A 25,908-nucleotide genomic window follows, 5' to 3' on the forward strand; every position below is an offset into this window, starting at 1 on the left:
GCCGGAGCCGAGACGACATCATGCCCACGGCAAGCCCGCAGCCTCCAGCCGCAACCACAAATCTTGCCGGAACGATGAGCCGCGTGCCTGAAGCAGCTGCTCGAGATACCGACCGTTCAACAAAAGCGTGCTTTCCCTCACATAAGCCACGTCAACCCGCGCCATCAGGTCCCTGCCCAGCGCTGCGTATGACGCCGCTCGCAGGAGTCGCGCCCAATGATAGTCCGGCAGCACGGTCAGGAAGCGATCAAGGCAGGCGATCGCTTCCTCATACTTCCCGGAGGCGAAATGGGCATCGCCCCGGAACAGGAAAATCGGATGATAGTCCGGACTGACCTGATCGGCCTGATCGAACGCCATATGCGCCTCGCCGATCAGACCGGCGACGGTAAGTCCAATGCCGAGCCACGTGTGGAATTCGGCGTCGTTGGGGTTGAGGTCGACGGCCCTTTGCAACGCGTCCAGGCCGGCCCTGGCGCTTCCCAGGTAGGCTTCAGCAAGGCCGAAGGCGCTGAGCAGATAGGGTTCGTGGTCATCCAGGCCCAGCCCCACCAGAACGATTTCACGCGCCTGCTGGAAGCCCCCTACGGGATCGTCCAGCCAGCCGTTGAAACAGGAGTGGAAGTGTATCCAGGCGAGGCTCTCGCGGACCAGAACGTGATTGGGATCGATGGCCAGGATCCGCTCGCAGAGACGCCGGGCACGGATCATCCCCTTCAACGTCGGCCGCTCGACATGATTGAACACCTGCAGATACAGTTTGTCCGTGCCGACCTCGCCCTCCGGCTCGGTGGCCGAACTGGCTGCCGCGTGCTTCATCACGATATGATAGAGATTGCCGCTGATCTTGCGGACAAGCCGGTCCTGCCCGAGGTCGGAATTCGTGCGTTCGTCGAGATATTTGCGGCTCCATATCTGTGTGCCGCTTTGCACGAACACGAGTTGCACCATCGCCCAGCCGGCCTCCCCGTCGCCCTGAACCGCAGTCTCCAGGACATAGTCGGCGCCGACCCGTCTGCCGATTTCCTCGACGGTCTCGTGCCTCGCATTCACGGCAAACATCGTCGCGGCGGCAACCACCGAGAGCGGCGAGAACAGGCCGAGTTCCCCGATCAGTTTGCGCGTCAGGGATTCGGCGACGAGACTGTCGTCTCCATCATGTGAAAGGCTCCTGATTGGCAGGATCGCGATCCTGGGCTTGCCATTGGTCAAGTCCACGGACGGCTCCTGCTGTTCGCGAATTCGATCGATGAGCTGCTGCGTTTCGAGATCAGGCGCGACACCGAGATTGGCCTCCAGCAATGCCTTCAGGCCTTCGTAATGCCTGATGGCACGGGCGCGCTCGCCTCGGGCCTTGTGATGGCGCAGGATCGTTCGATGAGATGGCTCGTGGTAGGGATCCTGCCGCAAAAGGCATTGCGCAGCGAGAACCGCCTGCTCCGTGCTGCCCGCCCTCTCCAAACCTTCGGTTAGATCCGCAAGGCAGTCGACCAGCAAATTATGGTGTCGGCCGCGTTCAATCCGAAGCCATGTTTCCAATGTCTCGTCGTTGAAGCTCAATCCCTCGAGAAACTCGCCCTCAAAAGCATCCAGTGACGGCAGAGATCCCGCCTTTGCGCTTTCCGCAAGAGTCTGAATGTCGGTGACAATGGCATCAGTTCTCATCCAGCCGGCGCCGCTGTCGAAGACGAGAGGTGACACGCCGTGGCCGTTGACCGCATGGCGGATTGCAAAGAACGCCTGGCGGAGACTGTTGCGTGCATGCTCCTCGGTGCGCTCGGACCACAGCATGCCCGCCAGTTTCGATCGCGAAACAGGCTTGCCGTTGGACAGCGCCAGCATCGCAATCAGCGCCTGATGCTTGCGCGAAGCGATCACAATGCTCTCGCCCGCGGGGGAGAGAAGCTGGAATCGACCGAACAGGCGCAGCATGAACCGCATCGCTACTATCTCAACTTCTAATTTAGCATGACCAAATAACAGCGGTATAACAGCAGGAAAGCGACCGCTTGTCATAGTCAATTTTGGGCTATGGGCGAACGAGGGATGCGGAAATGCTCAAGATGCTGATTGGTATGGCCGCGGCTGCGGTTTTGATACTGCCCGCGTCTCCATCCTTGGCCTGCGCGGATATCGCGCTGGTTGTGGCCGTCGACGGATCCGGTAGCATCACCGACGAAGAATATGCTTTTCAGAAGTCCGCGATCGCCACTGCCTTCCGAGACAACGACGTCCTGGCCATCTTGAGAAGTGCTGGCAACGTTGCGGTATCCGCAGTCTTCTGGGGAGATGGTGAATTCTCCACCCAAAAACTGGATTGGTTCGTCATACACAACGGGAACGGTGCCGAAGCCTTCGCGGCCGCGATCGACGCCAACCAGCGCAGGGTGTTCGGCAACACCGACATCGGCAACGGCATGTGGTCCGCCCTCGATATGCTCGCCGATTCCCGCTTCTGCGCCGTCAAGACCATCATCAACGTCTCCGGCGACGGCAAGGAGACGGTTGCGCCGAAACGACGACAGACGCCGTCGCTCTATCAGGCGCGACAGCGCGCCATGAAGATGGGGACGACCGTCAATGGACTGGTCATTTCCGACGAGGAACCCGATCTTCCCGACTACTACGAGACGCGCGTCATCCTCGGCGAGGATGCCTTCGTGATGGAAATCAGGAGCTTTGCTGATTATGCGACGGCGATCCGCAAGAAGCTTATCAGGGAATTGTCACCGCCTACAGAAGTTCAGGTCGCCGAGCACCGGCAGTGAATGCGACCAGCCAATCAGCCGGCCGCACCCTCTTGGATCACTGCAGAACCACCACCGGAGCCTTGTTCGGCACGCGGTCATAGAGATCGATAATGTCCTGGTTCAGGAGGCGCACGCAGCCGGATGAAACGGCCTTGCCGATGGAGCGCCATTCCGGATTACCATGCAGGCGGTAGAGCGTGTCTTCGCCATTCGAGAAGATATAGAGCGCCCGCGCGCCAAGCGGGTTCTTCAAGCCCGGCTCCATGCCACCGTTCTCGATCGAATACTTGGCGAGTTCGGGCTGACGCGCGACCATCTCATTCGGCGGCTTCCAACGCGGCCATCTTTGACGCCACTGGATGACGCCGGAACCCTGCCAGGCGAACCCTTCGCGGCCGATGCCGACGCCATAGCGCATGGCGGTGCCGCCCGGCTGAACAAGATAGAGGAAGCGCGAGGGTGTATCGACGACGATCGTGCCGGGCGCCTGACCGGTCGGATCAACCACCTGCTGACGGTAGAAGCGCGGATCGATCTGCTGGTAGGGCACGGCCGGAATGAGAAAGCCGCCGTCCTCGATCGGGCCATACATGACCGCCAGCTCGGCGTCACCTGGCGTCTGCGGTGCCTGGAACATGTTGACCGGACTGCGCATGACGACCGGCTGAGCCGTGGCATAGGGCGGCGGTCCAGCCGTGGATGCACACCCCGTCAGCGCCGAAGCTGCGGTCACTGCCGAGAAGGAAAGGAAGCTGCGGCGGGAAAGGGTTTTTTCGAAGCTCATACGCGGGTCTGGTTTCCTGTTGCGCCGGAAGGACGGACGCCCTTCGCGGAAGGTGGCTCAACGCCGGTGACAAGACAAGAAATCTATCGCCATACGTTAAATAAACCACCACCTCACGAAGTCGTGTCCGTCTGCCGCGAGACGATATCACCAGAGCTGTTGCGCGACTACATCACGACGATTTCGGCCTTTGCCGGAACGCGGTCATAAAGGTCGACCACATCCTGGTTCAGCATGCGCACGCATCCCGACGACGTGGCCTTTCCGACCGACTGCCAATCCGGCGTGCCGTGGATGCGGTAGAGTGTATCCTGCCCGTCCTTGAAGATGTAAAGCGCGCGCGCTCCGAGCGGGTTGCCGAGGCCCGGATTCATTCCGCCGTTCTCCGCAGAGAAGGCCCGGACATCCGGCTGGCGCGAGACCATTTCGGCGGGCGGCGTCCAGCGCGGCCACTTCTGCTTCCACTGGATGACGCCGCGGCCGGACCATGCGTAGCCTTCACGGCCGAGGCCGACGCCGTAGCGCATCGCCTTGCCGCCCGGCTCGACGAAATAAAGGTGCTTGGTTTTCGTGTCGACGATGATCGTGCCGGGCTTCTCGTTGGTCGGATAGCCGACCTCCTGCCGCAGATATTGCGGATCGATGCGGCTGACCGGTATGGCCGGCAGCGTAAAGTCGGTATCGCGCACCTGGCCATACATCGCGCCATTCACCGGATTGGTGACCGGCAGGCCGTAGGTCCGGCTGAAATTCGCGCCTGGGATACCATAGGTCTGGTTATAGATTGTCGGCGGCACACCCGGCCTCTGCGGGACCGGAGTATCCAGCGGCTTGACGCGCATCGGATCCACACCATTATAGAAAACGGGCGACGTTTCCTGCACGAAGCGGGCGGGATCGGTGGCACCGGTATCCGGGACAAGGATGTTGCAGCCGCTCAGGCAAAGAGCAGCGGCCGCAAGCCCGGCAAATGGCGACACCCGGCTGAGAACAGTCATAAAACACCCTCATCGACAACAGCGAGACGTATAGCTGCGGCGAGGATGACACCTGCGGCTGGCGCGAGGCTGGTCACCCGGTCAGCCTCTCATCGATGTCAGACCACGATCAGGCCGCGACGCCGTGGAAGAACCGTATGCTCTGCTCGATCTCCGCCGGCAGCGCCGACGTATGGTTGCCGGTCACCGTATCCGTTTCGATGCGGACCCCGCCGGAGCGGGCACGGCTTGCAAGCAGACCGGCGCGGTCATTGAAATGCGCCTCTTCGGTACCGTGAACGACGCGGACGGGGCACTTGAAGCTCTTGGCATAGCAGAGCGCGCTGCGGACTTCGAACTCGTGGGCGTTGCTGTCGTCGAAGCGAATGTCCTGCGGGTAGCGATTGAAGAAACGGAAGGCATCCGGATTGCCGGAGATCGGTGCCGCCGCACGGAACTTGTGGCTGCTCATCGCCGCAAGCATGGTCAGCGTGCCGCCGACACTGTGGCCGGCAATGAACAGGCGATCGGCATCGACGCCCGGAAGGTGTTGCAGCCGGTCGGCGGCCGAGAGCACGTCGTCGACCTCGTCGTAGAAGCCCGAGAAATTGCCCATCTGGCCGTTCTCGCCGCGCAGCGACGGCATCATCACCACGAATCCGGCATCGACATAGGCCTTGAGCAGGACCCAATGCCCAAGCCCCATCGCGTTGCCGCCATGCAGGAACAGCACGCCCGGCTTCGGCTTGCTGCCGCGCTTGTATCTGGAAACCCAGGCGACCAACTCCAATTCGCCGCCGTAACCCGAACGATAGAAGATCTTCTCACCTTCCGGCGGAGCGTCGAGCGGTTCGTACTTGTCGGGAGCCGGCCCCTTCTGCAAGAGCTTGGTATGGAAGCGCTTGCGGACCTTGGCGTAATCGTGATCGATCAGCCTTGGCACCTCCGGAACCTCGAATGCGCTTGCGATGCGCGGGAGCAGGAGGGCTCCAGCCAGGCCTGCAAGAACCGTGCGGCGCTGTCGGAGAAAAGAATTGCCTTCGTCTGACGTCATTTCACACTTCCATGGTTCCCGGCGATTCGAAAATTGCACCGGAAGCGCGCGACCGCCAACACACGTTGTGTTGAAAACGGTGTCCCTGCGGCGTTTTGCGCCAGAAAAACCTACTGCTCGCCCTTAGCATCGATCATGGCGACCAGCGTCTGGAGGCGATCCGCCTCATAGGACGGTTTGTCGGGACGCAGGCGGGAGATCCGCGGAAAGCGCATCGCCACGCCCGATTTGTGGCGGGTGGAGCGATTGATGCCTTCGAAAGCGACTTCGACAACAAAACCGAAATCCTTGTCTGCCCTGACGGCCCGCACCGGACCGAAGCGCTCCGTCGTATTGTTGCGCACGAACTTGTCCAGCAATTCCAGCTCGGCATCGGTGAAGCCGAAATAGGCCTTGCCGACCGGCACCAGTTGTTCTCCCTCCGGCGTTTCGGTCCAGACGCCGAAGGTGAAATCGGAATAATAGCTGGAGCGCTTGCCGTGGCCGCGCTGCGCATACATCAGCACGGCGTCGACGTTATAGGGATTGCGCTTCCACTTGAACCACGGACCCTTCAGCCGCCCGGCCTGATAGACACTGTCGCGGCGCTTGATCATCACCCCTTCAATGACAGGATTTGGCGGTGACGAGCGCAGCTGATCCAGTTCGTTCCACGACGAGAACTCGACCAGGGGTGAAAGATCGAAACGGTCGTGCGGCGCATGATCGATGACCTCCGCAAGACGCGCGCGGCGATCGACATAGGAGCGGCCGCGTATGTCCTCTTCCCGATCGAACAGCAGGTCGTAGGCACGGATGAAGGCCGGATACTCGTCGAGCATCTTCACCGTCACCGTCTTGCGGTTCAGACGTTGCTGCAGATCGGAGAAGGTACGCGTCGGGCTGTTCGAACGGGTGGTTCCGCCAACGAGGAGTTCACCGTCCATCACCCCGTCGAAGTTGATCGAATCGACGATATCGGGAAACGCGCCTGAGATATCGTCGCCGGAACGCGAATAGATCTTGCGCGTGTCGCCGGAGCGCGACAGCTGCACGCGAATGCCGTCCCATTTCCACTCGGCGGCATAGTCGGACGGGTTGAGCTGTTCGAGATCCCCCTCCTCCACCGGATTGGCGAGCATGACGGAATGGAAGATCGCCGGCGTCGCCAGCACCGGCTTGTCACCTTGCCCTTCCAGCCAGCGAAACAGCGGTTCGTAGGGCGGCTGCAGACCATGCCAGAGCGTCTCGATTTCGGTCACATCGCGGCCGCCCATATCGGCGAGCGCCTGTTTCGCCAGACGGGACGAGACCCCAATGCGGAGCGCCCCGGTCGCAAGCTTGATGAAGGCGAAGCGACCTGATGTGTCCAGCCGATCGAGCAGGTCGCGCACGAAGCTGCGAACCTCGGTGCGCCCAAGCGCGTTCATCTGCCTGACGACATCGCCAAGCCGTGGCTGGGCGAGCGCCGACCGCTCGATGTCCTTCTCGGCGTCCCAGACAAGGGAGATCGTCTCGGCGAGATCGCCGACATAATCATAGGAATAGCGGAAGAGCACTTCATCCATCCGCTCCAGCACCAGCTCGCGCAGCATGGCCGGCTTGACGTTGCGCACTTCAAGCGTGCCGGCAATGGCGGCGAGACCGTAGCCGCGATCCGGATCCGGGGTGTCGCAGAAGTAGTCGGAAAGCAGTTTCAGCTTGTCGTTGCGGCTGGGGGTGAGCACGAGGCGGTCGAGAAGGTCGGAGAATGCTTTCATCAGTCGGCCTCGTCTTCATAACCGACCAGGTGCAGCGGCCGGGCCTTGATGCCCTGCAACTGGCACCAGCGAACCAGCGCCTCCTCGCGACCATGCGTCACCCACACTTCCTCGGGGCGCAGATCACTGATCGTCTCCGTCAATTCCGGCCAGTCGCAATGGTCGGAGATAACAAGCGGCAGTTCGACGCCCTGCTGCTTGGCACGCTGACGCACCATCATCCACCCCGAGGCGAATGCGGGCAGCGGTTCATTGAAGCGCCGCGCCCAGCGGTCGGCGAAGGCGGAGGACGGGCCGACGACGATGGCTCCCTTGAAGGCGGACTTGTCGCGGCTCTCGATGGTCGCCGGGCGAAGCTCACCAAGGTCGATGCCCTGTTCTACATAGTAGTCGCAGAGCTTTTCCATCGCGCCGTGGATATAGATCGGCTGGTCAAAGCCGGTATCGCGCAGCAAGCGGATGACGCGCTGCGCCTTGCCGAGCGCATAGGCACCGATCAGATGCGTGCGCTCCGGAAATTGCCGCAGCGACGCATAAAGCTTGCCCATTTCATCGACGGGATCTGGGTGGTGGAATACCGGGAGTCCGAAGGTGGCCTCGGTGATGAAGACATCGCAGGGCACCGGCACGTAGGCGGCGCATGTCGGGTCTGCCCGCCGCTTGTAATCGCCCGAGACGACGATGCGGGTACCGCTCTTCTCGATGGCGATCTGTGCCGAGCCGAGCACATGGCCAGCCGGATGAAAGCTGACCTTTACGCCGTTAATCAGGATCTCCTCGCCGAAAGCGGCAGCCTGTTCGCTTGCGCAGAATCCATCGCCATAGCGGATCTGCATGATGTCGAGCGTCTGGCGTGTCGCAAGCACGTTTGCATGGCCGGGCCGCGCGTGATCGGAATGACCGTGGGTGATCAGGGCTCGCTCGACCGGCCGCACGGGATCCACATAGAATCCTCCCTCGGGACAATAGAGCCCCTCGGGGGCGGGATAGAGCAATGCATCTGGTCTCATGCCTGCAAAGATAGCGGGAAAGGACGGAAGGGCCAGTGGGCGACGGGAAGATGCCTATCTGTACCAAAATGAAACAGGCGCGCCGGCACGTTTCCTGCAAGGCGGTCGAAATGAAGGAAAGTCCGTTAACCTCCCGTCGTGACCTGCTCCGTCTTGCGGGAGCATCCGCCTTTGCGCTGATGGCATCGCGCAGCTTCGCGACAACGCGCGATGGTGGCCTGCGCGGCGCGATTGACGCGGGAGATTACCAGCCAACGCCAGGCGCGCCGGACCGCAAGCGCGTCAGCCTGCAGAAGATGATCGACCAAGCGGCGGCGGAGAACGCACCGGTTTTCCTGCCACCAGGCACCTACAAGGCTTCCAATCTCGTACTGCGGGAGAATACGCGCATCACCGGCGTTCCCGGCGTATCGCGCATCGTCTACACCGGCGGCGGCAACCTCTTCAGCGCTGAGAAGGTCAAGAACATCGAACTCTCGAACATCATCATCGACGGGCAGAATCGTTCGCTCGGTGATGATGCCGGCGGGCTGCTGCAATTCACCGGCGTCGCCGAGGTAATCATCGACAATTGCGAGATCGCCGCCAGCCGCAAACATGCCGTTCGACTGGAGCGATGCGGCGGCCGGATTACGGGCAGCCGCATATCGGGTGCAGGCCAATCCGGCATCTACGCCGTCGAATCCGACGCGCTTTCGATCACCGGCAACGAGGTCTTCGACTGCGGCAATGGCGGTATTCTCGTGCATCGCTGGACGAAGGCGGCTGATAACAGCGTCGTCAACGGCAACCGCATCTACCGGATCAAGGCCAATGACGGCGGCACCGGCCAAAACGGCAACGGCATCAATATCTTCCGCGCTGACAACGTCATGGTCGCAAACAATCACGTGTCGGACTGCGCATTTACCGCCATCCGCGCCAATTCGGCCTCGGATATCCAGATCACAGGCAACCAATGCCAGCGTTCGGGCGAGACCGCTGTTTATGTCGAGTTCGAGTTTGTGGGCGCTGTCGTGTCCAACAACATGGTGGACGGTGCGGCGAACGGCATCTCGATCGCCAATTTCGACCAGGGCGGCAGGCTGGCGAGCGTTACCGGCAACGTCGTGCGTAACCTGACGCTCAAGGGTCCCTACGAGCACGAGGTCGGCTTCGGCATCGGCATTGCCGCCGAGGCGGATACACTGGTCTCCGGCAACATCATCGAAGGTGCGCCACGCTGGGGCATGCAGCTCGGCTGGGGACCCTATCTCCGCAACCTCGTCGTGACCGGAAATATCATCCGCAAGGCCCCGATCGGCTGCGCGGTCTCGGTGGCGGAAGGTGCAGGCGCGGCCATCATCACCGACAACGTGTTTCAGGAAACGCCCTGTGGTGCCGTCCTCGGCTTCGAATGGGACAGGAAGGTGTCCGGCGAGCTGGCGACCGCGGGCGCTGCCTCGCGCTTTGCGCAGCTGACGGTCGAGCGCAACCGCATCTCCTGAAAAGCATCAAAAGCTTTCATCGATTCATAAGGCTTGGCGGCTTCCGCTGCGACGCTTCGGCTCCTACCCTGCGCCCAGCCGAACAAGGGGTACATCGAGATGCTGACAATTTACGGAGTTTATCGCTCGCGCGCCTCGCGCGTTTACTGGATGGCTGAGGAACTGGGTCTCGAATTCGAGTCCCTGCGGGTCATTCAGGCAAGGCGACTTGCCAATCCGCTTGCCGCCGATGCGCCTATCAATACCCTGTCGCCTGATTTCCTGGCGGTCAATCCGATGGCGCTGATCCCCAGCATCAAGGACGACGACCTCGTCATGCATGAGTCGCTTGCCATTACCCTTTACCTCGCCCGCAAGCATGGCGGACCACTGGCCGGCCAAACCGTCGCGGAAGACGGTTTGATGACGATGTGGACCATTTGGGCGGCCACCGAGGTTGAGCCGCATACGGTGAAGATCGTCTATGTCTATGACGACGAGAAGCAAAACAGCGACGAGGGCAAGGCAACGATCAGCGTCGCCGTCCGATCGCTGAAGAAGGCGTTCGCGACGCTCGACAAGCATCTGGCGACCAACGAATACGTTGTCGGCAACCGCTTCACCGCAGCTGATCTCAATATCGCGGAAGTTCTTCGCTACGCGCAGACGGAACAGGCGCTGTTCGACGCCCATCCCAATGTCAGCGCCTGGATCAAGCGCTGCCAGTCACGGCCGGCCTATATCGCGATGCAGGCGACGCGGTCGCAGGAACCGGTTTGATCAGGGAAAGAGCTTGAGGGTGCTGGCCATTTCCTCGCGGATCCAGGCCTTGAAATCCTTCACCTTCTTGGGTTCGCGCGCGCCTTCGGCCGTTACGAAATAGTGGCCGAAGCCGGTTTTCGCGCGAATGCCGAAAGGCGCAACCAGCTGCCCCTGCTGCAGGGCAAAGTCCGCGAGCGTCTGCCAGGCGAGCATGACGCCCTGCCCTGCGATAGCCGCATCGAGGCAGAGCGAGGCATCGTTGAAGACGTGGCGCGTCTCGAGCGTCGCGCCCGACAATCCGGCCTCTCGCATCCACACTTCCCAAGTGAACATGGCGTGACCGTCGATGACCGCCGGCAGCGACAGTATATCGGCGGGCTCGTGCAGTCGCGCCGCCATAGCGGGCGAGCAGACCGGGAAGACCTGCTGCTGCAGCAGCAGTTCGGCCTTTACGTCCGACCACTGACCGTTGCCGACGCGGATGCCGACATCGACATCGCAGAGCGCCGGATTGACGAGCCGGGTGGTGGCATCCATCCGCAGGCTGATCTCAGGATGCCGTTCGGCAAAGCGATCGAGCCGATAGACAAGCCAGCGCGCGGCAAAGACCGGCGCCACAGAGATCGTCAGAATGCTGTCGTCCCGCCGCTGCGTCGTCGCGACGGCCTGCGACAGCGCATTGAAGCCCTCGGTCAGGCCGGCCAGCAGGCGCGTGCCCGCCTCAGTCGCGACCATGCCTTTTGGCGTGCGCTCGAAGATCACGTGGTCGAGCTGCGCTTCGGCCTTGATGACCTGTTGGCTGACAGCGCCGATGGAGACGCCCAGTTCCTCTGCGGCGGCCTGTAGGGAGCCAAGCCGGCCGACAGCCTCGAGCGCGCGCAATCCGTTCAAGTGAACCGAGTTCAGGTTTCTCATATAGTTTTTCTATACCGAGAGATTGGTAATCTCAATTGAAACCTGGCTGGCCGCCCGCGATAATCCGCCTGTGTTGAACAGATGCTCCGTTCGCCATTCTCGAAGGAAGCGAGGCGCGCCATGCAAATACTAAAGTTTTTCTTGAGCGTGGAAACAATCGAACCGCCCTACAGCGCGGACAGCAAGCGGGATCCGCTCTACCATCCCGAACTGGCCCGCATGTCACCGACGGCGTTGGCAGACCTGCCGCTCGGCCCGCAACCACGCGCGCCCGAGCAGGAACCGCTACAGCTCGCAAAGTGCGCATAGCCCGGTAAAATCTGCTAGTCTTGGCCCGCTTCAGTTTCGAGCGGGCTCACATGACCAGTGTCGATACGATCTTTGCGCGCCTCAAGCGTCTTTCGGCGGAAGCCAATCTGCCTGACGTCGAGGAGAGCACGTCCTACGGTAACCCGGCGCTGAAAGTCGGCGGCAAATCATTCGCGGCGGTCAAGAACAACGAGACCATCGTGCTCTGCATCTCGATCGACGACAAGGAACGGCTGATCGAGATGGCGCCCGAGATCTACTATCAGACACCCCACTATATCGGCTGGCCGTATATGCCCCTGCACGCCGCGATGATCAGCGACGCCGAACTGAAGGAACGGCTGATCGGCGCGTGGCGGTTCCGCGCGCCAAAGAGGCTTGCCGCGAATTTTCATGGCTGATGTGCCCGGCGGCCGGGCGACGTCTGTTTAGGCCTGTTCGCGCTCCAATGCCCGCAGCACGGCCGCGCGCTCCATCATCTGCGCATAGTGCGCCGTCGCTTTCCGGAAGCGGGCCGGATCGACGCCATCGGACCGCAGCCAGCCGGTCATGACAAAGAGGTAGGGATCGGCGACCGAATAGTACTCGCCCATGACCCATGGGCCCTCCAGCATCTTCGCCTCGATGATCTCGAAGCATTCGGCCATGGTTTGCGGCACCTTCGCCTTCATCGCTTCATGGGCTGTCGGATCATCGGCCCACCGGCTGCCCCGGCGGCCGTGCGCGTGGTTCACATGCACGGTCGAGCAAAGATAATTGTTGAAGGCCTGCATGCGGGCGAACTCGAAAGGATCAAGCGGGGCCAATTGCGCGGCGGAGGCGACCTGAGCGATATAGGCGAGGATTGCCGGCGTTTCGGTAATGATGCCGCGATCCGTCACCAGAGCGGGAACCCTGCCCTTGGGATTGATCGCCAGGTACTCGGGAGAACGCTGCTCCGCTTCGGCGAAGTTCAGCTTCTTCGTTTTGAACTGCAGGCCGGACTCCTCCAGCGCAATGAGGCTTGCGAGCGCGCAGGTATGCGGCGCGTAGTACAGTGTCAGCATGATCGACTCCCTTCGATGCTGACTTTATAGCGCGGCTCTCCGCAAACGCACAGATCGAGGCCGGCGAGCCGGCCTCTTAAAAGTCAGGCTGCCTCAAGCGCAGCCGGGGACATCCTCGATCCGGTGCCAGACCGGGATGCCGCGTTCGCGGGCGATGCGAACATCATTGTCGGCGCCTTTCGATTCGCCCTCAAGCCGCAGCACGCCATCGCAAAGCTGCAGCAGGCGGCCGGCAACGGGGTGGAAGATCTCCTCGTAGAGATCATCGCCGACAGCCTTGCCGCCGGCCGCGTTCCACACGGGGAGCGCCACCCATTCCCCAATCATCGGTACATGGCCCGCCTGGAACAGCCTGTGCGAGGGCTGCTCCAGCCGCTGCAGATTGGCAGCCATTTTTTCCGGGTCATCCCCGGTTCCGGACCTGTAGGGACCAGCAATCAAGATCAACATCATCAAGCTCCATTTCCCTCGGCTTCATGCACGAGATGGCCGATAACTGCACGATATTTCTTGAATGTCGATTCATTTCGTGCAATTTCACGATAATTCGTGCAAATACGGGATGAAGGCATGCTTACGACCCAGCGCAGATCGTTGATCCTCGATATTCTCAGGCGAGACGGCCAGGTGATTGCCAAACGTGTCGCCGAAGACTTCTCGCTTTCGGAGGACACGATCCGCCGCGACCTCAGGGAGATGGCGGCGGAAGGTTTGCTGAAGCGGGTTCACGGCGGGGCGATGCCTGTTGCGCCCGAGCTGCCGGATTTCTCGACGCGAAAGAGTGTTTCGTCCGAGGCGAAGTCGCGGTTGGGACGAAAGGCCGCCTCGCTCGTGCAACCCGGGCAGCTGATCTTTCTGGATGGCGGGACGACGACGGCGGAGATTGCCCGGCAACTGCCGCGCGACTTTGCGTTCTCGGTCGCGACGCACAGTCCGACGATCGCTGCGGAGCTGGAACACCACCCGACGGCGAGCGTCATCCTGATCGGCGGCAAGCTCTACAAGCACTCGATGGTCGCGGTCGGCGCCGTTGCGATGGCCGCGATCTCGCAGCTTCGGCCGGATATGTTCTTTCTCGGCGTGACGGCTGTGCATCCGGTACACGGGCTGTCGACCGGCGACTTCGAGGAGGCGGCCATCAAGCGGCACATCGCATCCTGCGCGGCCGAAACCTACGTGCCGCTAACGGAGGAGAAGTTCGACCACGTCTCTCCCTGCCAGGTCCTTCCGATCTCAGGCGTATCAGGGCTGATCGTCGCCTCTGATATCCCAGCGGCAGCCATAGAGCCCTATCGCAATCTTACTGCCGAGATCCTCGAAGCATGAACGGCGGGACGAAGCGCGCTCTGAGTTCCTCGAGGTTCTGTGGCAACAGGCTCGCAGCGAGACCGACGACAAAGACAGCGAAGACGATATAGGCGAACGTGTCGCGGCTGGCCCAGAGGGTCAGGACGTCATGCAATCCGGGCTGTAGCGCAGCAATTGACGTCGAAAGCCGCATCTCGCCAAGCACACGACCCGGGATGGTCGCGAAGGCGGGTGCTTCCGACAGCGCCAATAGCGCGCCATAGACGGCGGTGACGGAAATGATTGTACGCAGCGCACGCCACGCGCCAAGCGGCCGCGCGCCACTCTCTTCAAACGACCAGCCGATATAGGCACAGAAGATCACAAAGAACAGGAACGCCACCGGCAGCCCATCCAGCACGGTCTCCGGCTTCAACTGGCCGGTCCAGCCGTTGGCGAGGAGCAGAGGAAACGGCGCCGATGCGACGAACCAGATTGCGACGATAGCGCCCCAGATCCAGTTCATCGACAGATAGTGGATGCGGGCAAGCGTCACGACGAGGATGATGCCCCCCGCGAGGTAGACGCCCGACGGTTTCATGGAACCGGTCATGGTGACGATGATCGGCCCGCAGGAGCCGGCGATCCGCGCGCAGCCGGACGAGACGACCGTCAGCCAGGTCACATAGTCAAAACACATGGTGAAGAAGAGGAAGATCGCGATGGCGATCAACATCCACCAAAGATAGCGGCCCGCAAACATATCCTGCCCTCATGGCGTTCGATGTACTGGGCAAAGGGTAACTCAGCCCACAAAAACCGCATCCGTTCTCGTGGGCTGTAGTTTCACATACATTAGCAACTTCTATTTTCGCGGCACAACTGTCCCGTTCCGGAACGGCTTATGCCGTCAGCGCAGCCGTCGCGCGAATATCGCCGACATGTATACCGTTCCAATTGTGCATCTGGACGGTCGCCATGGCGGCCAGGCGCGCGCGAATCGCATCGTCCTTGCCGAAGAAGCGGCTGAGGACGGCGGCAACCATTGCCTCGGAGGCACGCGAATGGCCGTCGTCGCATTTCAGAGCGATCGCGACTCCCTGCTCGGGGATCGCCGCGCAGAAGACACCCTCGGCCCCCGTCTTGGCGAAGATGCGACCAGGTGCGGCCTCCATCAGCGCGGTGCAGGCGCGGCCCGTTCCGGCCACATAGAAGGGCTCGGCCATGCAGGCATCGAACAGCCGGCGGGAAGCCTTGGCGCGGAGCGGCTCGAGGCCATTGCCGCTCGCCATCTTGGCAAAGCCCTGCGCCAGGCCGCGCAAGGGAACCGCGTAGGTCGGGATGGAGCAGCCGTCCGTGCCGCAGTTGTCACGGCCGAGCGCCGCACCCGTCAGGCTTTTCATGACGCCGCGAATTTCGACCTGCAGCGGATGGTCGTAGCCGACATATCCCTTCGGATCGATGTCCTGATGGCAGCAAGCGCAGATGAAGCCGGCATGCTTGCCGGAGCAGTTGTTGTGCAATGCCGTCGGCTTGTCGATCGTGCGCGCCTGGTGGATCAGCACCTTCTGGCTCGAGGACCAATGAGCGCCGCATTCGAGCGTTTCGACATCGCGACCGGCTTTCGCCAGCATGGCGGCGGCGAGCGCCAGATGCTCGTCCTCGCCATTGTGCGAGGAGCAGGCCAGCGCCAGTTCCTTGTCGCCGAAGCCATAGGCGTCCGCAGCACCGCTTTCCATCAGCGGCAGCGCCTGCATCGCCTTGCAGGCAGAACGTGGGAAGGTTGGCGCGTCGATGTCGCCGATCGAGAACACGATCTTTCCATCACCATCCACGGCAACGACGGCGCCGCGATGGCGGCTTTCAACGAGCGAGCCTCGGGTGACTTCGACGGTGACGGGATTGGTCATGGCTTGATCCTGATCATGTAGGCAGATGCGTCACGCATAGCGAGTCGCGTCGATAAAGCAATTGCCTTTCGTCGACTCCTGTACCGCGGCGCCGCTCAAAGCGGCGTGACGCGATAGGCGCAACGGCGGGCGCCGAGCAGGATATGTTCCTCGCGCTCGACCTTGGCGCCGAGGACGGCGCGAAAGGTCTCCAGCTCGGAGCGGCAAAAACCGGCACAGACGCTTGCGGCGGCGCAGATCGGGCAGTGGTTTTCGACAAGCAGAAGCGAACCGTCCGCCTCTTCCCAGCTGTCGGCCATGTATCCTTCGCTAGTGCGTATGGCGGCGAGCTGCCGCACACGCGATCCTGTGTCGGCAGCGTCGACTTCCTTGCGGTAGCGCTTGAGGGTATCTGCTTCGCGGGCGGAAATGACGGCATCCAGGGCCGGCGTCCCCAGCTGCGCGACCAGCGTGCTCAGGATCGTGGCGGTGAGTTCCGCATGGCCATCGGGAAAGGTCTGGTTGCCGGCAGTGGTCAGGTTCCAGAGCTGTCTCGGTCTCCCCCTGCCGGTCGCACTTTCGTTCACTGCTTCGACCAGCCCATCCTCCGCCATCTTCGTCAATTGCTGACGGGCGGCTTCCGACGATATGCCGAGCTTTGAGCCGAGTGTCGCGGCAAGCTGAGGTCCTTCCGTTTTGATTAGCAGCAGGATTCGGTTGGCCTGGGATTGTCTCATCTATTTTTCCAAGCTTGCACTTGCTTTAATAACATGGCCGTGTATTTTTTCCAAATAATAACTTGCAAAAATAATGCATATCCCGGGAAGCACACAAGGCATTAGACATGACCGGCATTGAAGAGATTTCCGCAGACAGGCCATCCGTCTTTCACCTGTTTTCCGCGCCGCTTTTGCCCGCGACACTCATGCTCGGCGGTGGCGTCACCCTCTACGCGGTTGAGACCTACATCACCGCGACAATCGCGCCGTCGATCGTGCGCGACATCGGCGGGCTCGAACTGCTGTCATGGATGACGACGCTCTTCGTTGCCGCTGCGGTCCTAGGGTCGATCTTTGTCGCGACGCGTCCTCGAGGCATCGGCTTGCGCAGTGTCTACGTCGCAGGCGCGCTCATCTTCGGCACCGGCAGCCTGGTCTGCGCGCTTGCCCCGGCAATGCCATTTGTGCTGGCGGGGCGTACGGTACAGGGATTCGGCGCCGGTATTCTTGCCGGGCTTGCCTATGCTTTCATTCGCTTCGCCTACCCAGAACCGCTGTGGCAGAAGGCATCAACCCTCTATGCCGCCATCTGGGGTGTCTCGACCCTGGTCGGACCCAGCCTCGGCGGCTTGTTTTCCGAAGGCAACGCGTGGCGCCACGCCTTCATGCTGCTCGTCCCGCTCTGCGTGCTGATGGCGTCGCTTGCGCCCTGGCTGCTGCCACGCGCCGAGGATGACCGCGCCCATGGCAAGACCCCGATGCTGCAGATTGCCTTGCTGCTTGCCGCCGTGATGCTGGTCAGCATTGCCGGAACGATCGATGTGACAAGCTTCAAAGCACTGCTGCTTGCAGCATCGATTGTCGCGATCGTCTCCATGCTATCGGTCGAACGGCGCGGCAGGAACCGTCTCCTCCCGACAGGCGCGGTCACGCTCGCAAAGCCTGTGGCACGTGTCTACCTGACGATGTTCGTGCTACTGCTGGTGCTCACAAGCGACATCTACATACCCTATTTCCTGCAGGCCCTGCATGGCGTGACGCCGCTGGTGTCAGGCTATCTGACCGCCCTTGTCGCGCTCGGCTGGACCTTTGCCGCCTTCTTCAGCGCAACGCTGTCCGAAAAGCGTGCCAGCGCGGCGATCGCCGCCGGCTGCGTGATCGAGATGATTGCGGTTGCCTCGCTGACCATCTTCCTCGCAGCGGATAACCAATCGGGCAACCTGGCCATTCTCGGCCCGGCTGTCATCGGCATGTTCCTGATGGGTTTCGGTGTTGGCCTTGGCTGGGCGCATCTGGTGACCAAGGTCCTGAGCCTTGTCGATAACTCCGAACAAGACAAGGCCTCGGCTGCGATCTCGACGGTACAGTCCCTCGGCAGCGCCTTCGGCGCCGCCGTCGCCGGTGTGATCGTCAACAGCACCGGACTGGTGAACCCTGGCGGGGTTGCCGGCAGCGTCTCGTCTGCCCACTGGCTCTACGTCCTGATGGCCCTTCCAGGCCTGATCGCGGTCGCAACGTCTCTGACCCTCTCGTCGCCCGCCGAACGGCAGGCCCGGTGAGCGACGTGCGAGCGGTCACAGACGCAGCATGACCTGCCGATGTGACCGCTCGTTTCCATCCCAGCAATTGGGCGGATCGGCTCTTGTCGACCGGCCGCGATCACGGCATGGGACCACCCATCACGTGATTTGACCCCTGCCATCACAAACTCTGGTTATTCGAGAGCACACTACTGGTTTATATCAGTGGCATCGGGAATCACGCCATGCCATCCGCTTTTTCGTCCATCCTCCGCGATCGTCAAATCCGTGTCCCAGCGCTGACGCTGGTTGCGCTCGCCTTCACCTATGCCTCGACGATGCCCTATCAATCGATCATCGGCATCAACGAACTCGGCCTGTCCGACCGCAGCTATTCCGGGCTGATCTTCCTTGCGGCGCTGGTCAACGTCGCTACCAGCCTGACGCTCGGCATCTGGTCCGACAGGCTCAGCGATCGGCGCCCGCTGGTGCTGGCGCTGTCGGTGTGCGGCATGCTCGGCTTCGGAATGATCTACGAATTCCGCACTGCCGCAGTCTTCATGTTCGGCATATTGGTGCTGATCCCCATCAGCAATTCCACCTATTCGATCCTGTTTGCCAGTATCCGCGCGACGACGAACACGATGGACCGCGGAAAGGCGGCAGCGATCACGTCCACGGTTCGCGCGCTGTTCTCGGGCTCCTGGGCGCTGGCGCCTGGCCTGATCGGCCTGTACCTCATCAATTCGCAATCGATGACACCGGCCTATGGCATTGCGGCTCTCGCGAGCCTGACCTGCTTTTGCCTCTACCTGTTCGTGGCAAAGCCTGCGCCGGCGGGCGCAGCCTCCCCTTCCCTGAATATCGGCTTCTTCTCGTCGCTCGGCAGGATTTTTTCCCCTCATGTGCTGGTGAGGGTCTGCCTCATGGCGCTGCTGCTCGGCTTGCAGCGGTTGAACAGTGTCGTTTCGCCGTTGATCATTACCGATGCCGCAGGCGGCACGGTGGTCGATGTCGGTTTCATGGCCGGCCTCGTCGCCTTCCTGGAAATGCCGTTCATGCTGATGTGGGGCGCGCTGCAGCGGCGCTTCCGCAACGTGCATGTGCTTGCGCTCGGAGCGCTCATCTATTGTCTGTATCTGATATTGCTGAGCTTTGCCTCGGCGCCCTGGCAGATCTATGCCCTCGTGCTGGTCAACGCCTGCGGTGCTGCAGCCATCCTCAGCATACCGATCACCTACCTGCAGGATCTGATTGCCGATCGCCCGGGACTCGGCAGTTCGCTGGTCTCGGTCAACACGTTCGTCGCAAACGGCATCAGTGCGTCGATCTTCGCCGCCGGGACCGGCTTCACAGGATATTCAGGCACAGCACTGCTTGCCGCCGTGGTCGGTCTCGCTTCGGTTGGCCTACTGCTGTTCCTTGAAAGAGCCCCCCGACCGGTCCCGCGACCGGCCTAGATCCGCAGCATGATCTTGCCGATGTGACCGCTCGTTTCCATCAGCCGATGCGCCTTGGCGACGTCTTCGAAAGGAACGACGGTATCGATAATAGGCGCAAGCTTGCCTTCCTCGAGAAGCGGCCAGACCTGGGAAAGGAGATCGTCCCGGATCGCGCGCTTTTCCTCAGGCGTGCGCGGGCGCAGCGTCGAGCCGGTGATCGTCAGCCGTTTGACCATGATCGGCGCTAGATCGACCTTTTCCACGACAGCGCCGCCGAGGAAGGCGATGATCGAGAGGCAGCCGTCCTTCGCAAGCGATGCCACGTTCCGCTCAAAATAGGCAGCACCGATCATATCGAGGATGATATCGACACCTTGGCCCGTCTCGGTCTTGATGACCTCTGCAAAATCCTCGGTCTTATAGTTGATGGCCCGCTTTGCACCGAGCCTGACGCAGGCGTCGCATTTCTCCTGCGAACCGGCGGTCGCGTAGACCTCGGCGCCGAAGGCCCGCGCAAGCTGGATGGCGGTCGTTCCGATACCACTCGAGCCGCCGTGCACGAGGACCTTCTCGCCTTCGGTCAGCCCGGCCATCTGGAACATGTTGGCCCAGACGGTGAAGTAGTTCTCCGGGAGGGCGGCCGCCTTGACCGCATCGTAGCCTTTCGGGAAACGGAGCGCCTGGCCGGCGGGCAGCAGGCAATATTCGGCATAGGCGCCGCCGTTCGTCAGGCCGCAAACTTTATCGCCGACGGCAAAATCTCTGACGCCAGCGCCAACGGCAACGATCTCGCCCGCCATCTCAAGTCCGAGGACAGGGCTTGCGTCCTTGGGCGGGGGATAGGTGCCCTGACGCTGAGCGACGTCGGGCCGGTTGACGCCGATCGCCTCGGTGCGAACAAGAAGCTGCCCCTCACCCGGTATCGGCAAGGGTCCGGTGGCAATCCGCATCACTTCAGGCGCGCCGAAGCTCGGCAGGTCGATGAAGCGCATCTGCGTGGGCAAAGACATGGTCCGGTCTCCTCGTTCCGAAAGCACGTGAGATAGTCCAGCGCTTCGGATTTGAGAAGGCAGGAAGAACGGATGGCGTCAATTCGTCTCGCCCAGGAGGTGGAAGACGAGCCCCTCCTCGCTTTCCTTAGCCACGGCCTTAATGTGAGCAATTTCGGCGCTGACGCGATTGGTGTCGTCGATGACAAGACCTTCCGGTAGCTCCAGCACGCCGATCGAGCAGCGCATCAGCGGGAACAGTGCCTCGACGCCTGCGCGGTCATGGCCGCGAATGCTGCCAGCGGCGCGATCCGTATCGGAATAGAGGCCGAGCACATCCTCGTGAAAATCGCTGATCAGGCGGTCGAGAATTTCGGTCAGCTCTTCCTTGGCCCAGCCGCGGACGCCGATGAAGAAATCGTCGCCGCCGACATGCCCGAGGAAATGACGTTCAGCGAAAAAATAGCGGCGCATGAGCGCGGCAAAGAGCGAAATCGCGTGGTCGCCGAGATGGAAGCCATAGGCATCGTTGAACGGCTTGAAGTTGTCGAAATCACAGTAGCAGAAGTGACGCTTCTCGTCGCCATCGAGACTGGACTCGCGCATGAAGTCGCGGATCGCCCTGTTGCCCGGCAGTCCAGTCAGAGGGTTCTGGTCCTGGGCCGTCTTCAGCTTCTTCTCATTCATGACCTTGATGAGCGAGGCGGCTGACACGACACCCGCATAGCGCATGTTGTCGGTCAAAAGCAGGCAGTTCGTGCCTTCCATGTTGGCGAAGATCGCCATTAGCTGTTCGGTATCGGAATCAAGCCCGACGATCGGCGCCATCTCGACGAAGTGGGAAATCGTTCGCTCGTAGACCTTGTTCTTCAGGAGATCGCGACCGAAAGGCTGGTAGATGTATTCCTTCAGATGCCGTTCGTGCAGGATACCGCGCGGCTCGCCGTTCGCATTCAGCACCGGGAAGAACGCCTGCTGCGGATTGCGGCGGAACAGCTCGAAGACACTGTCGATTGTGTCGTTTTCATAGACTGTCGGCAGCATCTCGATCTGCTTGCGGATCAGGATCTCGTCGAGCGATTGCGGATTTCGCTTGCTCTTGCCGAGGTCCAACAGGTGCGGAAACGACGGCTGCAACTCGGTGACATGGGTGGTCGGGCGGGAGACGAACCAGCCTTGGACGAGATCGACGCCGAACTCGCGGCAGGCGACGAATTCCGCCTCCGTCTCGATGCCCTCGGCGATGACGCGAGTGCCGAGCACATGGGCGATGTGGACGATGTTTTTCAGAAGATGGCGCTTGCGCGGGCTGCTGTCGATGTCGGCGATGAAATGGCGGTCGATCTTCAGGTAATCGACCGGGTGGTCGCAGAGCAGCTTCATCTCGCCGTGGCCGACACCGAAATCGTCGATCGCCAGCTTGAAGCCGGCCTTGCGGAGAAGCGATACGAGCGCCGCAAATTCGGGCACGCTAGTATTGTCGAAGCGTTCGGAAAACTCGAAACAGATGGAAGACGGAGGAATATTGGCGAGCTTCAGGTGCTGCAGCAGGCCTTCCACCAGGCGCTCGCCATGCGGGATCAGCCGAACATCGAGATTGAGGAACAGTGTCGAACTGGAAAAGTGCGGCAGCGTTGCGAACTTCGCAAGCGCACGGCTTGCCACCATCTGCTCCAGTTGCAGAAGCTGGTGGTTCTTGTGAGCCTCGTCGAGGATTTCGATCGGAGAGTTGAAACCAATGCGCTCCTGGCCGCGCATTAGCGATTCATAGCCGAACGCCACTCCCGTCCCTGCTTCCACGATGGGCTGGAACGCGTTCTCGATGACGAGTTTCGCAAGGGTCACGATCTGATCGCTGGCGTAGCGACGAACAAGCGCCGGATCGACGGTGGCAGCCAAAGACATGCCAATCTCCACTGTGTCTTATTGTTTTGCGCAGGGACACTGGCGGAGAAGGATCAACGAACCCTTTCCCGAATATGAAACTTTTGTGAAGCCACGTCCATTTTCGATCGAATTTTATCGATCAATCAATGGCTTGGTCAGACTGTATGCCTGTTCTCAGCCTCATGATCGGCGAACATGTCGGCGACGCATTTGCCACCCCGGGAGACGCCGCTCTGATCGAAGGCGCCTTCGGGGCATCCGCCGAGTTTGCGGGCGGCCTCCCACATGCGCAGGGCCTCGCGCACAACCTCGCTGCTTGACGCATAGGTGCCATTGTCGACAGCGGCGCGGATATCCGCAGCCTGCAGCGGCGAAATGGATACGGTAACCATCGGCATGAGATTCCTCCCTTTGCCTCGTCGGACAGTGCCTGTCCTCTGGGGAGACGGATTAACCCGTCCACGGCATTGCCAACGCCGCCGCCTCGGCTGCCTCTTATTGGGCGAAATTTTAGACCCCACTCACATACTTGTCAAAAAGGAAACAGTCCGTGATGTCTGCCTGTGAATTGCGGGCATAAGTCAGCGACGGACCGCAAGACCGAAAGCGAGCATCGACCAACCCTGCAGCAGAAGGTCACAGGCGAGGAAAAGTCCCAGGATCCAAAGGCTGTTGACCGGCCATCCGAGCGCAATAACCACGCCAGCCAGCGCCGTGATGATACCGCTCAAAAGGACCCAGCCCCATCCTTTCACGGGGCGCATACGCCAGCCGACCCAGATTCGGAACACGCCAGCAACGAGCAAGGCGATCGCCAGAAACAGCGTCAACACAGCCGATGCCAGAAGGGGATTCTCGAAGGCAAAGAAACCGGCCAGCAAATACAGAACGCCGCTCAAGGCCCAAACCAGCGCCTGCTCCCAGCTTCTCACCTGAAAAGCGTGGATCAGGTAGACCACACCGCCGATCAGCATCAGGATTCCGACATAGTAGACGGAGACAACGGTCGCGAGCGCGACGTTTGCCAACGCGATAAAGCCGCAGACGATCAGCAGCACGCCAAGTGCCGCGAACCAACCCCATTTCGATTGCAGCGACGAAAAACCCAGTCGATCAGAAATATCTGCCATGGCACGCCTCCTGGTTGGTAGAAGACTATGCCGCAAAATCGCGGAATTGGAAGAGGTTAGCCTTCTGGAAGTGTTGTCAGATTTTTATTGATTGATCAGTCAATCAAAATTATGCTGGATGGCATCTTCATGGAGTGATGCGATGCCCAAGGTCGGAATGGAGCCGGTTCGCCGCAAGGCGCTTGTCGATGCCGCGCTGCGCGTGATCGGCGATCACGGCTCGCTGACTGTCACCATGTCCGAAATTGCCCGGCAAGCCGGCGTGTCGCCGGCGCTGGCGCATCATTACTTTGGCAGCAAGGAACAGCTGCTGATCGAGACTGTCCGCTCTCTCCTCAAGCAGCTCCGCGACGACGTCGTGACTGCGCTGAAGGCGGTGGACGCACCGCGCGAGAAGCTCTCCGCCGTCATCCGCGTCAGCTTCCAGGCAGACCAGTTCGCGCCGGCAACAATCGCCGCCTGGCTCGCCTTCTACGCCGAGGCGCAGCGCTCCGAGGAAACCAGGCGCTTCCTTGTCATCTATGCCCGCCGTCTGCAGTCGAACCTCATCGCCAACCTGAAAGCGCTCTGCCCTTACGATGCCGCAGAACGCATTGCCGAAGGCGCGGCTGCGATGATCGACGGGCTCTACATCCGCCAAAGTCTGAGATCGGCGCCTGTCAGCATCGAGGCATCGATCGCGCTTACCGAAGACTATATCAATTCACAGCTTGCCGCCCTTGCGAAAGGACAGATCCAGTGACCCTCAGAGCCCAGCCAAAAGCCTCCCATTTCATCGACGGCGAATATGTCGAGGATGACGCGGGCAGCGTCATCGAAAGCATCTATCCGGCGACCGGCGAAATCATCGCCCGGCTGCACGCGGCAACCCCTGCTATCGTCGAAAAGGCGATCGCGTCGGCCAAGCGCGCCCAGCCGGAATGGGCGGCGATGAGCCCGACGGCGCGCGGCCGCATCCTCAAACGTGCCGCCGACATCATGCGCGAGCGCAACCGCGAGCTGTCCGAACTCGAGACGCTCGATACCGGCAAGCCGATCCAGGAAACCATTGTCGCCGACCCGACATCGGGGGCAGACAGCTTCGAATACTTTGGCGGCATTGCCGCTGCCGGCCTCAATGGTTCCTACATCCCGCTCGGTGGCGATTTCGCCTACACCAAGCGCGTGCCGCTCGGCGTCTGCGTGGGCATCGGCGCCTGGAACTATCCACAGCAGATCGCCTGCTGGAAGGGTGCACCGGCGCTCGCCGCCGGCAATGCCATGGTTTTCAAGCCGTCGGAAAACACGCCGCTCGGCGCGCTTGCCATTGCCGAGATCCTTCATGAGGCGGGCCTACCGAAGGGGCTCTACAATGTCATCCAGGGTGACCGCGAGACCGGCCCCCTGCTGGTCAATCACCCTGACGTTGCCAAGGTGTCGCTGACGGGCTCGGTGCCGACCGGCCGCAAGGTCGCCGCGGCCGCTGCCGGCAATCTCAAGCACGTCACCATGGAGCTCGGCGGCAAGTCGCCTCTAATCGTCTTCGACGATGCTGATATCGACAGCGCCGTCGGCGGCGCCATGCTCGGCAACTTCTATTCGACCGGTCAGGTCTGTTCGAACGGCACCCGCGTCTTCGTGCAGCGGAAAATCAAGGCGGAGTTCCTGAAGCGGCTGAAGGCTCGCACCGAGGCGATCGCCATCGGCGATCCGATGGACGAGGCGACCCAGCTCGGGCCGATGGTGTCCTGGGCGCAGCGCGACAAGGTTCTCTCCTACATCGAGAAGGGCAAGGCGGAAGGCGCAAGGCTCGTCACCGGCGGCGGCATCCCGAACAACGTCTCCGGCGAAGGCTACTACGTGCAGCCGACGGTCTTTGCGGACGTCACCGACGAGATGACGATCGCCCGCGAGGAGATCTTCGGCCCTGTCATGTGCGTGCTCGACTTCGACGACGAGGCGGAGGTGATCGCCCGCGGCAACGCCACGGAATTCGGTCTCTCCGCCGGCGTCTTCACCGCCGACCTGACGCGCGCCCATCGCGTCGTCGACCAGCTCGAGGCGGGCACGCTGTGGATCAACACCTACAATCTCTGCCCTGTCGAAATCCCGTTCGGCGGCTCCAAGCAATCCGGCTTCGGACGCGAGAATTCGCTGGCCGCGCTGGAGCACTATTCGGAGCTGAAGACGGTTTATGTCGGCATGGGGCCGGTGCAGGCGCCCTATTGAGGCAGCAGGCGGCCGGTCCCGGCAG

Annotated in this window: 26 protein-coding genes; 10 read left to right on the forward strand and 16 right to left on the reverse strand. The window is 61.4% G+C overall.

Annotated features, from left to right (window positions below):
- Window positions 1-18: 18 nt before the first annotated feature.
- Window positions 19-1,941 (reverse strand): BTAD domain-containing putative transcriptional regulator, encoded by a 1,923-nt coding sequence (locus AS026_RS15135; RefSeq protein ID WP_062370431.1) that lies wholly within the window; start codon window positions 1,939-1,941, stop codon window positions 19-21.
- A gap of 113 nt (window positions 1,942-2,054) precedes the next feature.
- Between AS026_RS15135 and AS026_RS15140 the strand changes: the two genes are divergently transcribed.
- Window positions 2,055-2,768, forward strand: coding sequence for a DUF1194 domain-containing protein (locus AS026_RS15140; RefSeq protein ID WP_062370433.1), 714 nt, complete (start codon window positions 2,055-2,057; stop codon window positions 2,766-2,768).
- 37 nt (window positions 2,769-2,805) lie between these two features.
- Here AS026_RS15140 and AS026_RS15145 read toward each other — a convergent pair whose 3' ends face one another.
- From AS026_RS15145 to AS026_RS15165, 5 genes are all read right to left on the reverse strand, one after another.
- Window positions 2,806-3,534, reverse strand: a complete 729-nt coding sequence (locus tag AS026_RS15145; RefSeq protein ID WP_029867486.1) for a L,D-transpeptidase family protein — start codon at window positions 3,532-3,534, stop codon at window positions 2,806-2,808.
- Between the two features lie 167 nt (window positions 3,535-3,701).
- Window positions 3,702-4,532, reverse strand: coding sequence for a L,D-transpeptidase (locus tag AS026_RS15150; protein ID WP_062370435.1), 831 nt, complete (start codon window positions 4,530-4,532; stop codon window positions 3,702-3,704).
- Between the two features lie 109 nt (window positions 4,533-4,641).
- Complete coding sequence (locus AS026_RS15155) at window positions 4,642-5,565, reverse strand: alpha/beta hydrolase family protein (protein WP_025662365.1); 924 nt, start codon at window positions 5,563-5,565, stop codon at window positions 4,642-4,644.
- A 110-nt stretch (window positions 5,566-5,675) separates the two neighbouring features.
- Complete coding sequence (locus tag AS026_RS15160; protein ID WP_062370437.1) at window positions 5,676-7,304, reverse strand: cisplatin damage response ATP-dependent DNA ligase; 1,629 nt, start codon at window positions 7,302-7,304, stop codon at window positions 5,676-5,678.
- Window positions 7,304-8,314 carry a ligase-associated DNA damage response exonuclease gene (locus AS026_RS15165; RefSeq protein WP_029867593.1) on the reverse strand — a complete coding sequence of 337 codons (1,011 nt, stop codon included), beginning with the start codon at window positions 8,312-8,314 and terminating at the stop codon, window positions 7,304-7,306. The genes AS026_RS15160 and AS026_RS15165 overlap by 1 nt, the downstream gene beginning before the upstream one ends.
- 110 nt (window positions 8,315-8,424) lie before the next feature.
- Between AS026_RS15165 and AS026_RS15170 the strand changes: the two genes are divergently transcribed.
- Window positions 8,425-9,801, forward strand: a complete 1,377-nt coding sequence (locus AS026_RS15170; protein ID WP_100248174.1) for a TIGR03808 family TAT-translocated repetitive protein — start codon at window positions 8,425-8,427, stop codon at window positions 9,799-9,801.
- A 99-nt stretch (window positions 9,802-9,900) separates the two neighbouring features.
- Window positions 9,901-10,560: a glutathione S-transferase family protein gene (locus AS026_RS15175; RefSeq protein WP_025662369.1), complete on the forward strand. Its 660-nt coding sequence runs from the start codon at window positions 9,901-9,903 to the stop codon at window positions 10,558-10,560.
- Here AS026_RS15175 and AS026_RS15180 read toward each other — a convergent pair whose 3' ends face one another.
- Complete coding sequence (locus AS026_RS15180; RefSeq protein ID WP_025662370.1) at window positions 10,561-11,457, reverse strand: LysR substrate-binding domain-containing protein; 897 nt, start codon at window positions 11,455-11,457, stop codon at window positions 10,561-10,563.
- 120 nt (window positions 11,458-11,577) lie between these two features.
- Between AS026_RS15180 and AS026_RS15185 the strand changes: the two genes are divergently transcribed.
- Both AS026_RS15185 and AS026_RS15190 read left to right on the forward strand, forming a co-directional pair.
- The gene (locus tag AS026_RS15185; protein ID WP_025662371.1) at window positions 11,578-11,766 is read left to right on the forward strand and encodes a hypothetical protein; all 189 of its coding nucleotides are present in this window, start codon (window positions 11,578-11,580) and stop codon (window positions 11,764-11,766) included.
- Between the two features lie 50 nt (window positions 11,767-11,816).
- Window positions 11,817-12,167, forward strand: a complete 351-nt coding sequence (locus AS026_RS15190; protein WP_025662372.1) for an MmcQ/YjbR family DNA-binding protein — start codon at window positions 11,817-11,819, stop codon at window positions 12,165-12,167.
- A 27-nt stretch (window positions 12,168-12,194) separates the two neighbouring features.
- Here AS026_RS15190 and AS026_RS15195 read toward each other — a convergent pair whose 3' ends face one another.
- Window positions 12,195-12,812, reverse strand: coding sequence for a glutathione S-transferase family protein (locus tag AS026_RS15195; RefSeq protein ID WP_025662373.1), 618 nt, complete (start codon window positions 12,810-12,812; stop codon window positions 12,195-12,197).
- A gap of 93 nt (window positions 12,813-12,905) precedes the next feature.
- Window positions 12,906-13,262 carry a hypothetical protein gene (locus AS026_RS15200; RefSeq protein WP_026371959.1) on the reverse strand — a complete coding sequence of 119 codons (357 nt, stop codon included), beginning with the start codon at window positions 13,260-13,262 and terminating at the stop codon, window positions 12,906-12,908.
- 120 nt (window positions 13,263-13,382) lie between these two features.
- On the opposite strand from AS026_RS15200, the gene AS026_RS15205 reads away from it, so the two are divergent.
- Window positions 13,383-14,138, forward strand: a complete 756-nt coding sequence (locus AS026_RS15205) for a DeoR/GlpR family DNA-binding transcription regulator (protein WP_062370441.1) — start codon at window positions 13,383-13,385, stop codon at window positions 14,136-14,138.
- On the opposite strand, the gene AS026_RS15210 is transcribed toward AS026_RS15205, so the two are convergent.
- The 3 genes from AS026_RS15210 to AS026_RS15220 all read right to left on the reverse strand — a co-directional run bounded on the left by AS026_RS15210 (window position 14,113) and on the right by AS026_RS15220 (window position 16,725).
- Complete coding sequence (locus AS026_RS15210; protein ID WP_025662831.1) at window positions 14,113-14,862, reverse strand: hypothetical protein; 750 nt, start codon at window positions 14,860-14,862, stop codon at window positions 14,113-14,115. The genes AS026_RS15205 and AS026_RS15210 overlap by 26 nt on opposite strands.
- Window positions 14,863-15,001: 139 nt before the next feature.
- A complete protein-coding gene (locus AS026_RS15215; RefSeq protein ID WP_025662832.1) occupies window positions 15,002-16,009 on the reverse strand; it encodes an asparaginase in 1,008 nt (335 codons plus the stop codon).
- A 95-nt stretch (window positions 16,010-16,104) separates the two neighbouring features.
- A complete protein-coding gene (locus AS026_RS15220) occupies window positions 16,105-16,725 on the reverse strand; it encodes a helix-turn-helix transcriptional regulator (RefSeq protein ID WP_062370443.1) in 621 nt (206 codons plus the stop codon).
- A gap of 107 nt (window positions 16,726-16,832) precedes the next feature.
- Between AS026_RS15220 and AS026_RS15225 the strand changes: the two genes are divergently transcribed.
- Window positions 16,833-18,266, forward strand: a complete 1,434-nt coding sequence (locus AS026_RS15225) for an MFS transporter (protein ID WP_062370445.1) — start codon at window positions 16,833-16,835, stop codon at window positions 18,264-18,266.
- A gap of 206 nt (window positions 18,267-18,472) precedes the next feature.
- Window positions 18,473-19,687 (forward strand): MFS transporter, encoded by a 1,215-nt coding sequence (locus tag AS026_RS15230; RefSeq protein ID WP_062370447.1) that lies wholly within the window; start codon window positions 18,473-18,475, stop codon window positions 19,685-19,687.
- On the opposite strand, the gene AS026_RS15235 is transcribed toward AS026_RS15230, so the two are convergent.
- The 4 genes from AS026_RS15235 to AS026_RS15250 form a co-directional block, all read right to left on the reverse strand.
- Window positions 19,684-20,679, reverse strand: a complete 996-nt coding sequence (locus tag AS026_RS15235; RefSeq protein ID WP_025661139.1) for an NAD(P)H-quinone oxidoreductase — start codon at window positions 20,677-20,679, stop codon at window positions 19,684-19,686. The two genes, AS026_RS15230 and AS026_RS15235, sit on opposite strands and share 4 nt — an antisense overlap.
- 78 nt (window positions 20,680-20,757) lie before the next feature.
- The gene (locus AS026_RS15240; protein WP_062370449.1) at window positions 20,758-22,563 is read right to left on the reverse strand and encodes a GGDEF domain-containing protein; all 1,806 of its coding nucleotides are present in this window, start codon (window positions 22,561-22,563) and stop codon (window positions 20,758-20,760) included.
- 137 nt (window positions 22,564-22,700) lie between these two features.
- Window positions 22,701-22,943: a ribbon-helix-helix domain-containing protein gene (locus AS026_RS15245; protein ID WP_018116473.1), complete on the reverse strand. Its 243-nt coding sequence runs from the start codon at window positions 22,941-22,943 to the stop codon at window positions 22,701-22,703.
- A gap of 183 nt (window positions 22,944-23,126) precedes the next feature.
- Entirely contained in the window at window positions 23,127-23,675 is a 549-nt protein-coding gene (locus tag AS026_RS15250; RefSeq protein ID WP_062370451.1) for an HdeD family acid-resistance protein, read from the reverse strand.
- Window positions 23,676-23,817: 142 nt separating this feature from the next.
- Here AS026_RS15250 and betI point away from each other — a divergent pair, with 142 nt between their 5' ends.
- Both betI and betB read left to right on the forward strand, forming a co-directional pair.
- Entirely contained in the window at window positions 23,818-24,417 is a 600-nt protein-coding gene (betI, locus tag AS026_RS15255) for a transcriptional regulator BetI (protein ID WP_018116475.1), read from the forward strand.
- A complete protein-coding gene (betB, locus tag AS026_RS15260) occupies window positions 24,414-25,883 on the forward strand; it encodes a betaine-aldehyde dehydrogenase (RefSeq protein WP_062370453.1) in 1,470 nt (489 codons plus the stop codon). The genes betI and betB overlap by 4 nt, the downstream gene beginning before the upstream one ends.
- The last annotated feature ends 25 nt before the right edge of the window (window positions 25,884-25,908 follow it).

It is taken from the genome of Rhizobium altiplani (genome assembly GCF_001542405.1).
GTDB classification, from domain to species: domain Bacteria; phylum Pseudomonadota; class Alphaproteobacteria; order Rhizobiales; family Rhizobiaceae; genus Rhizobium; species Rhizobium altiplani.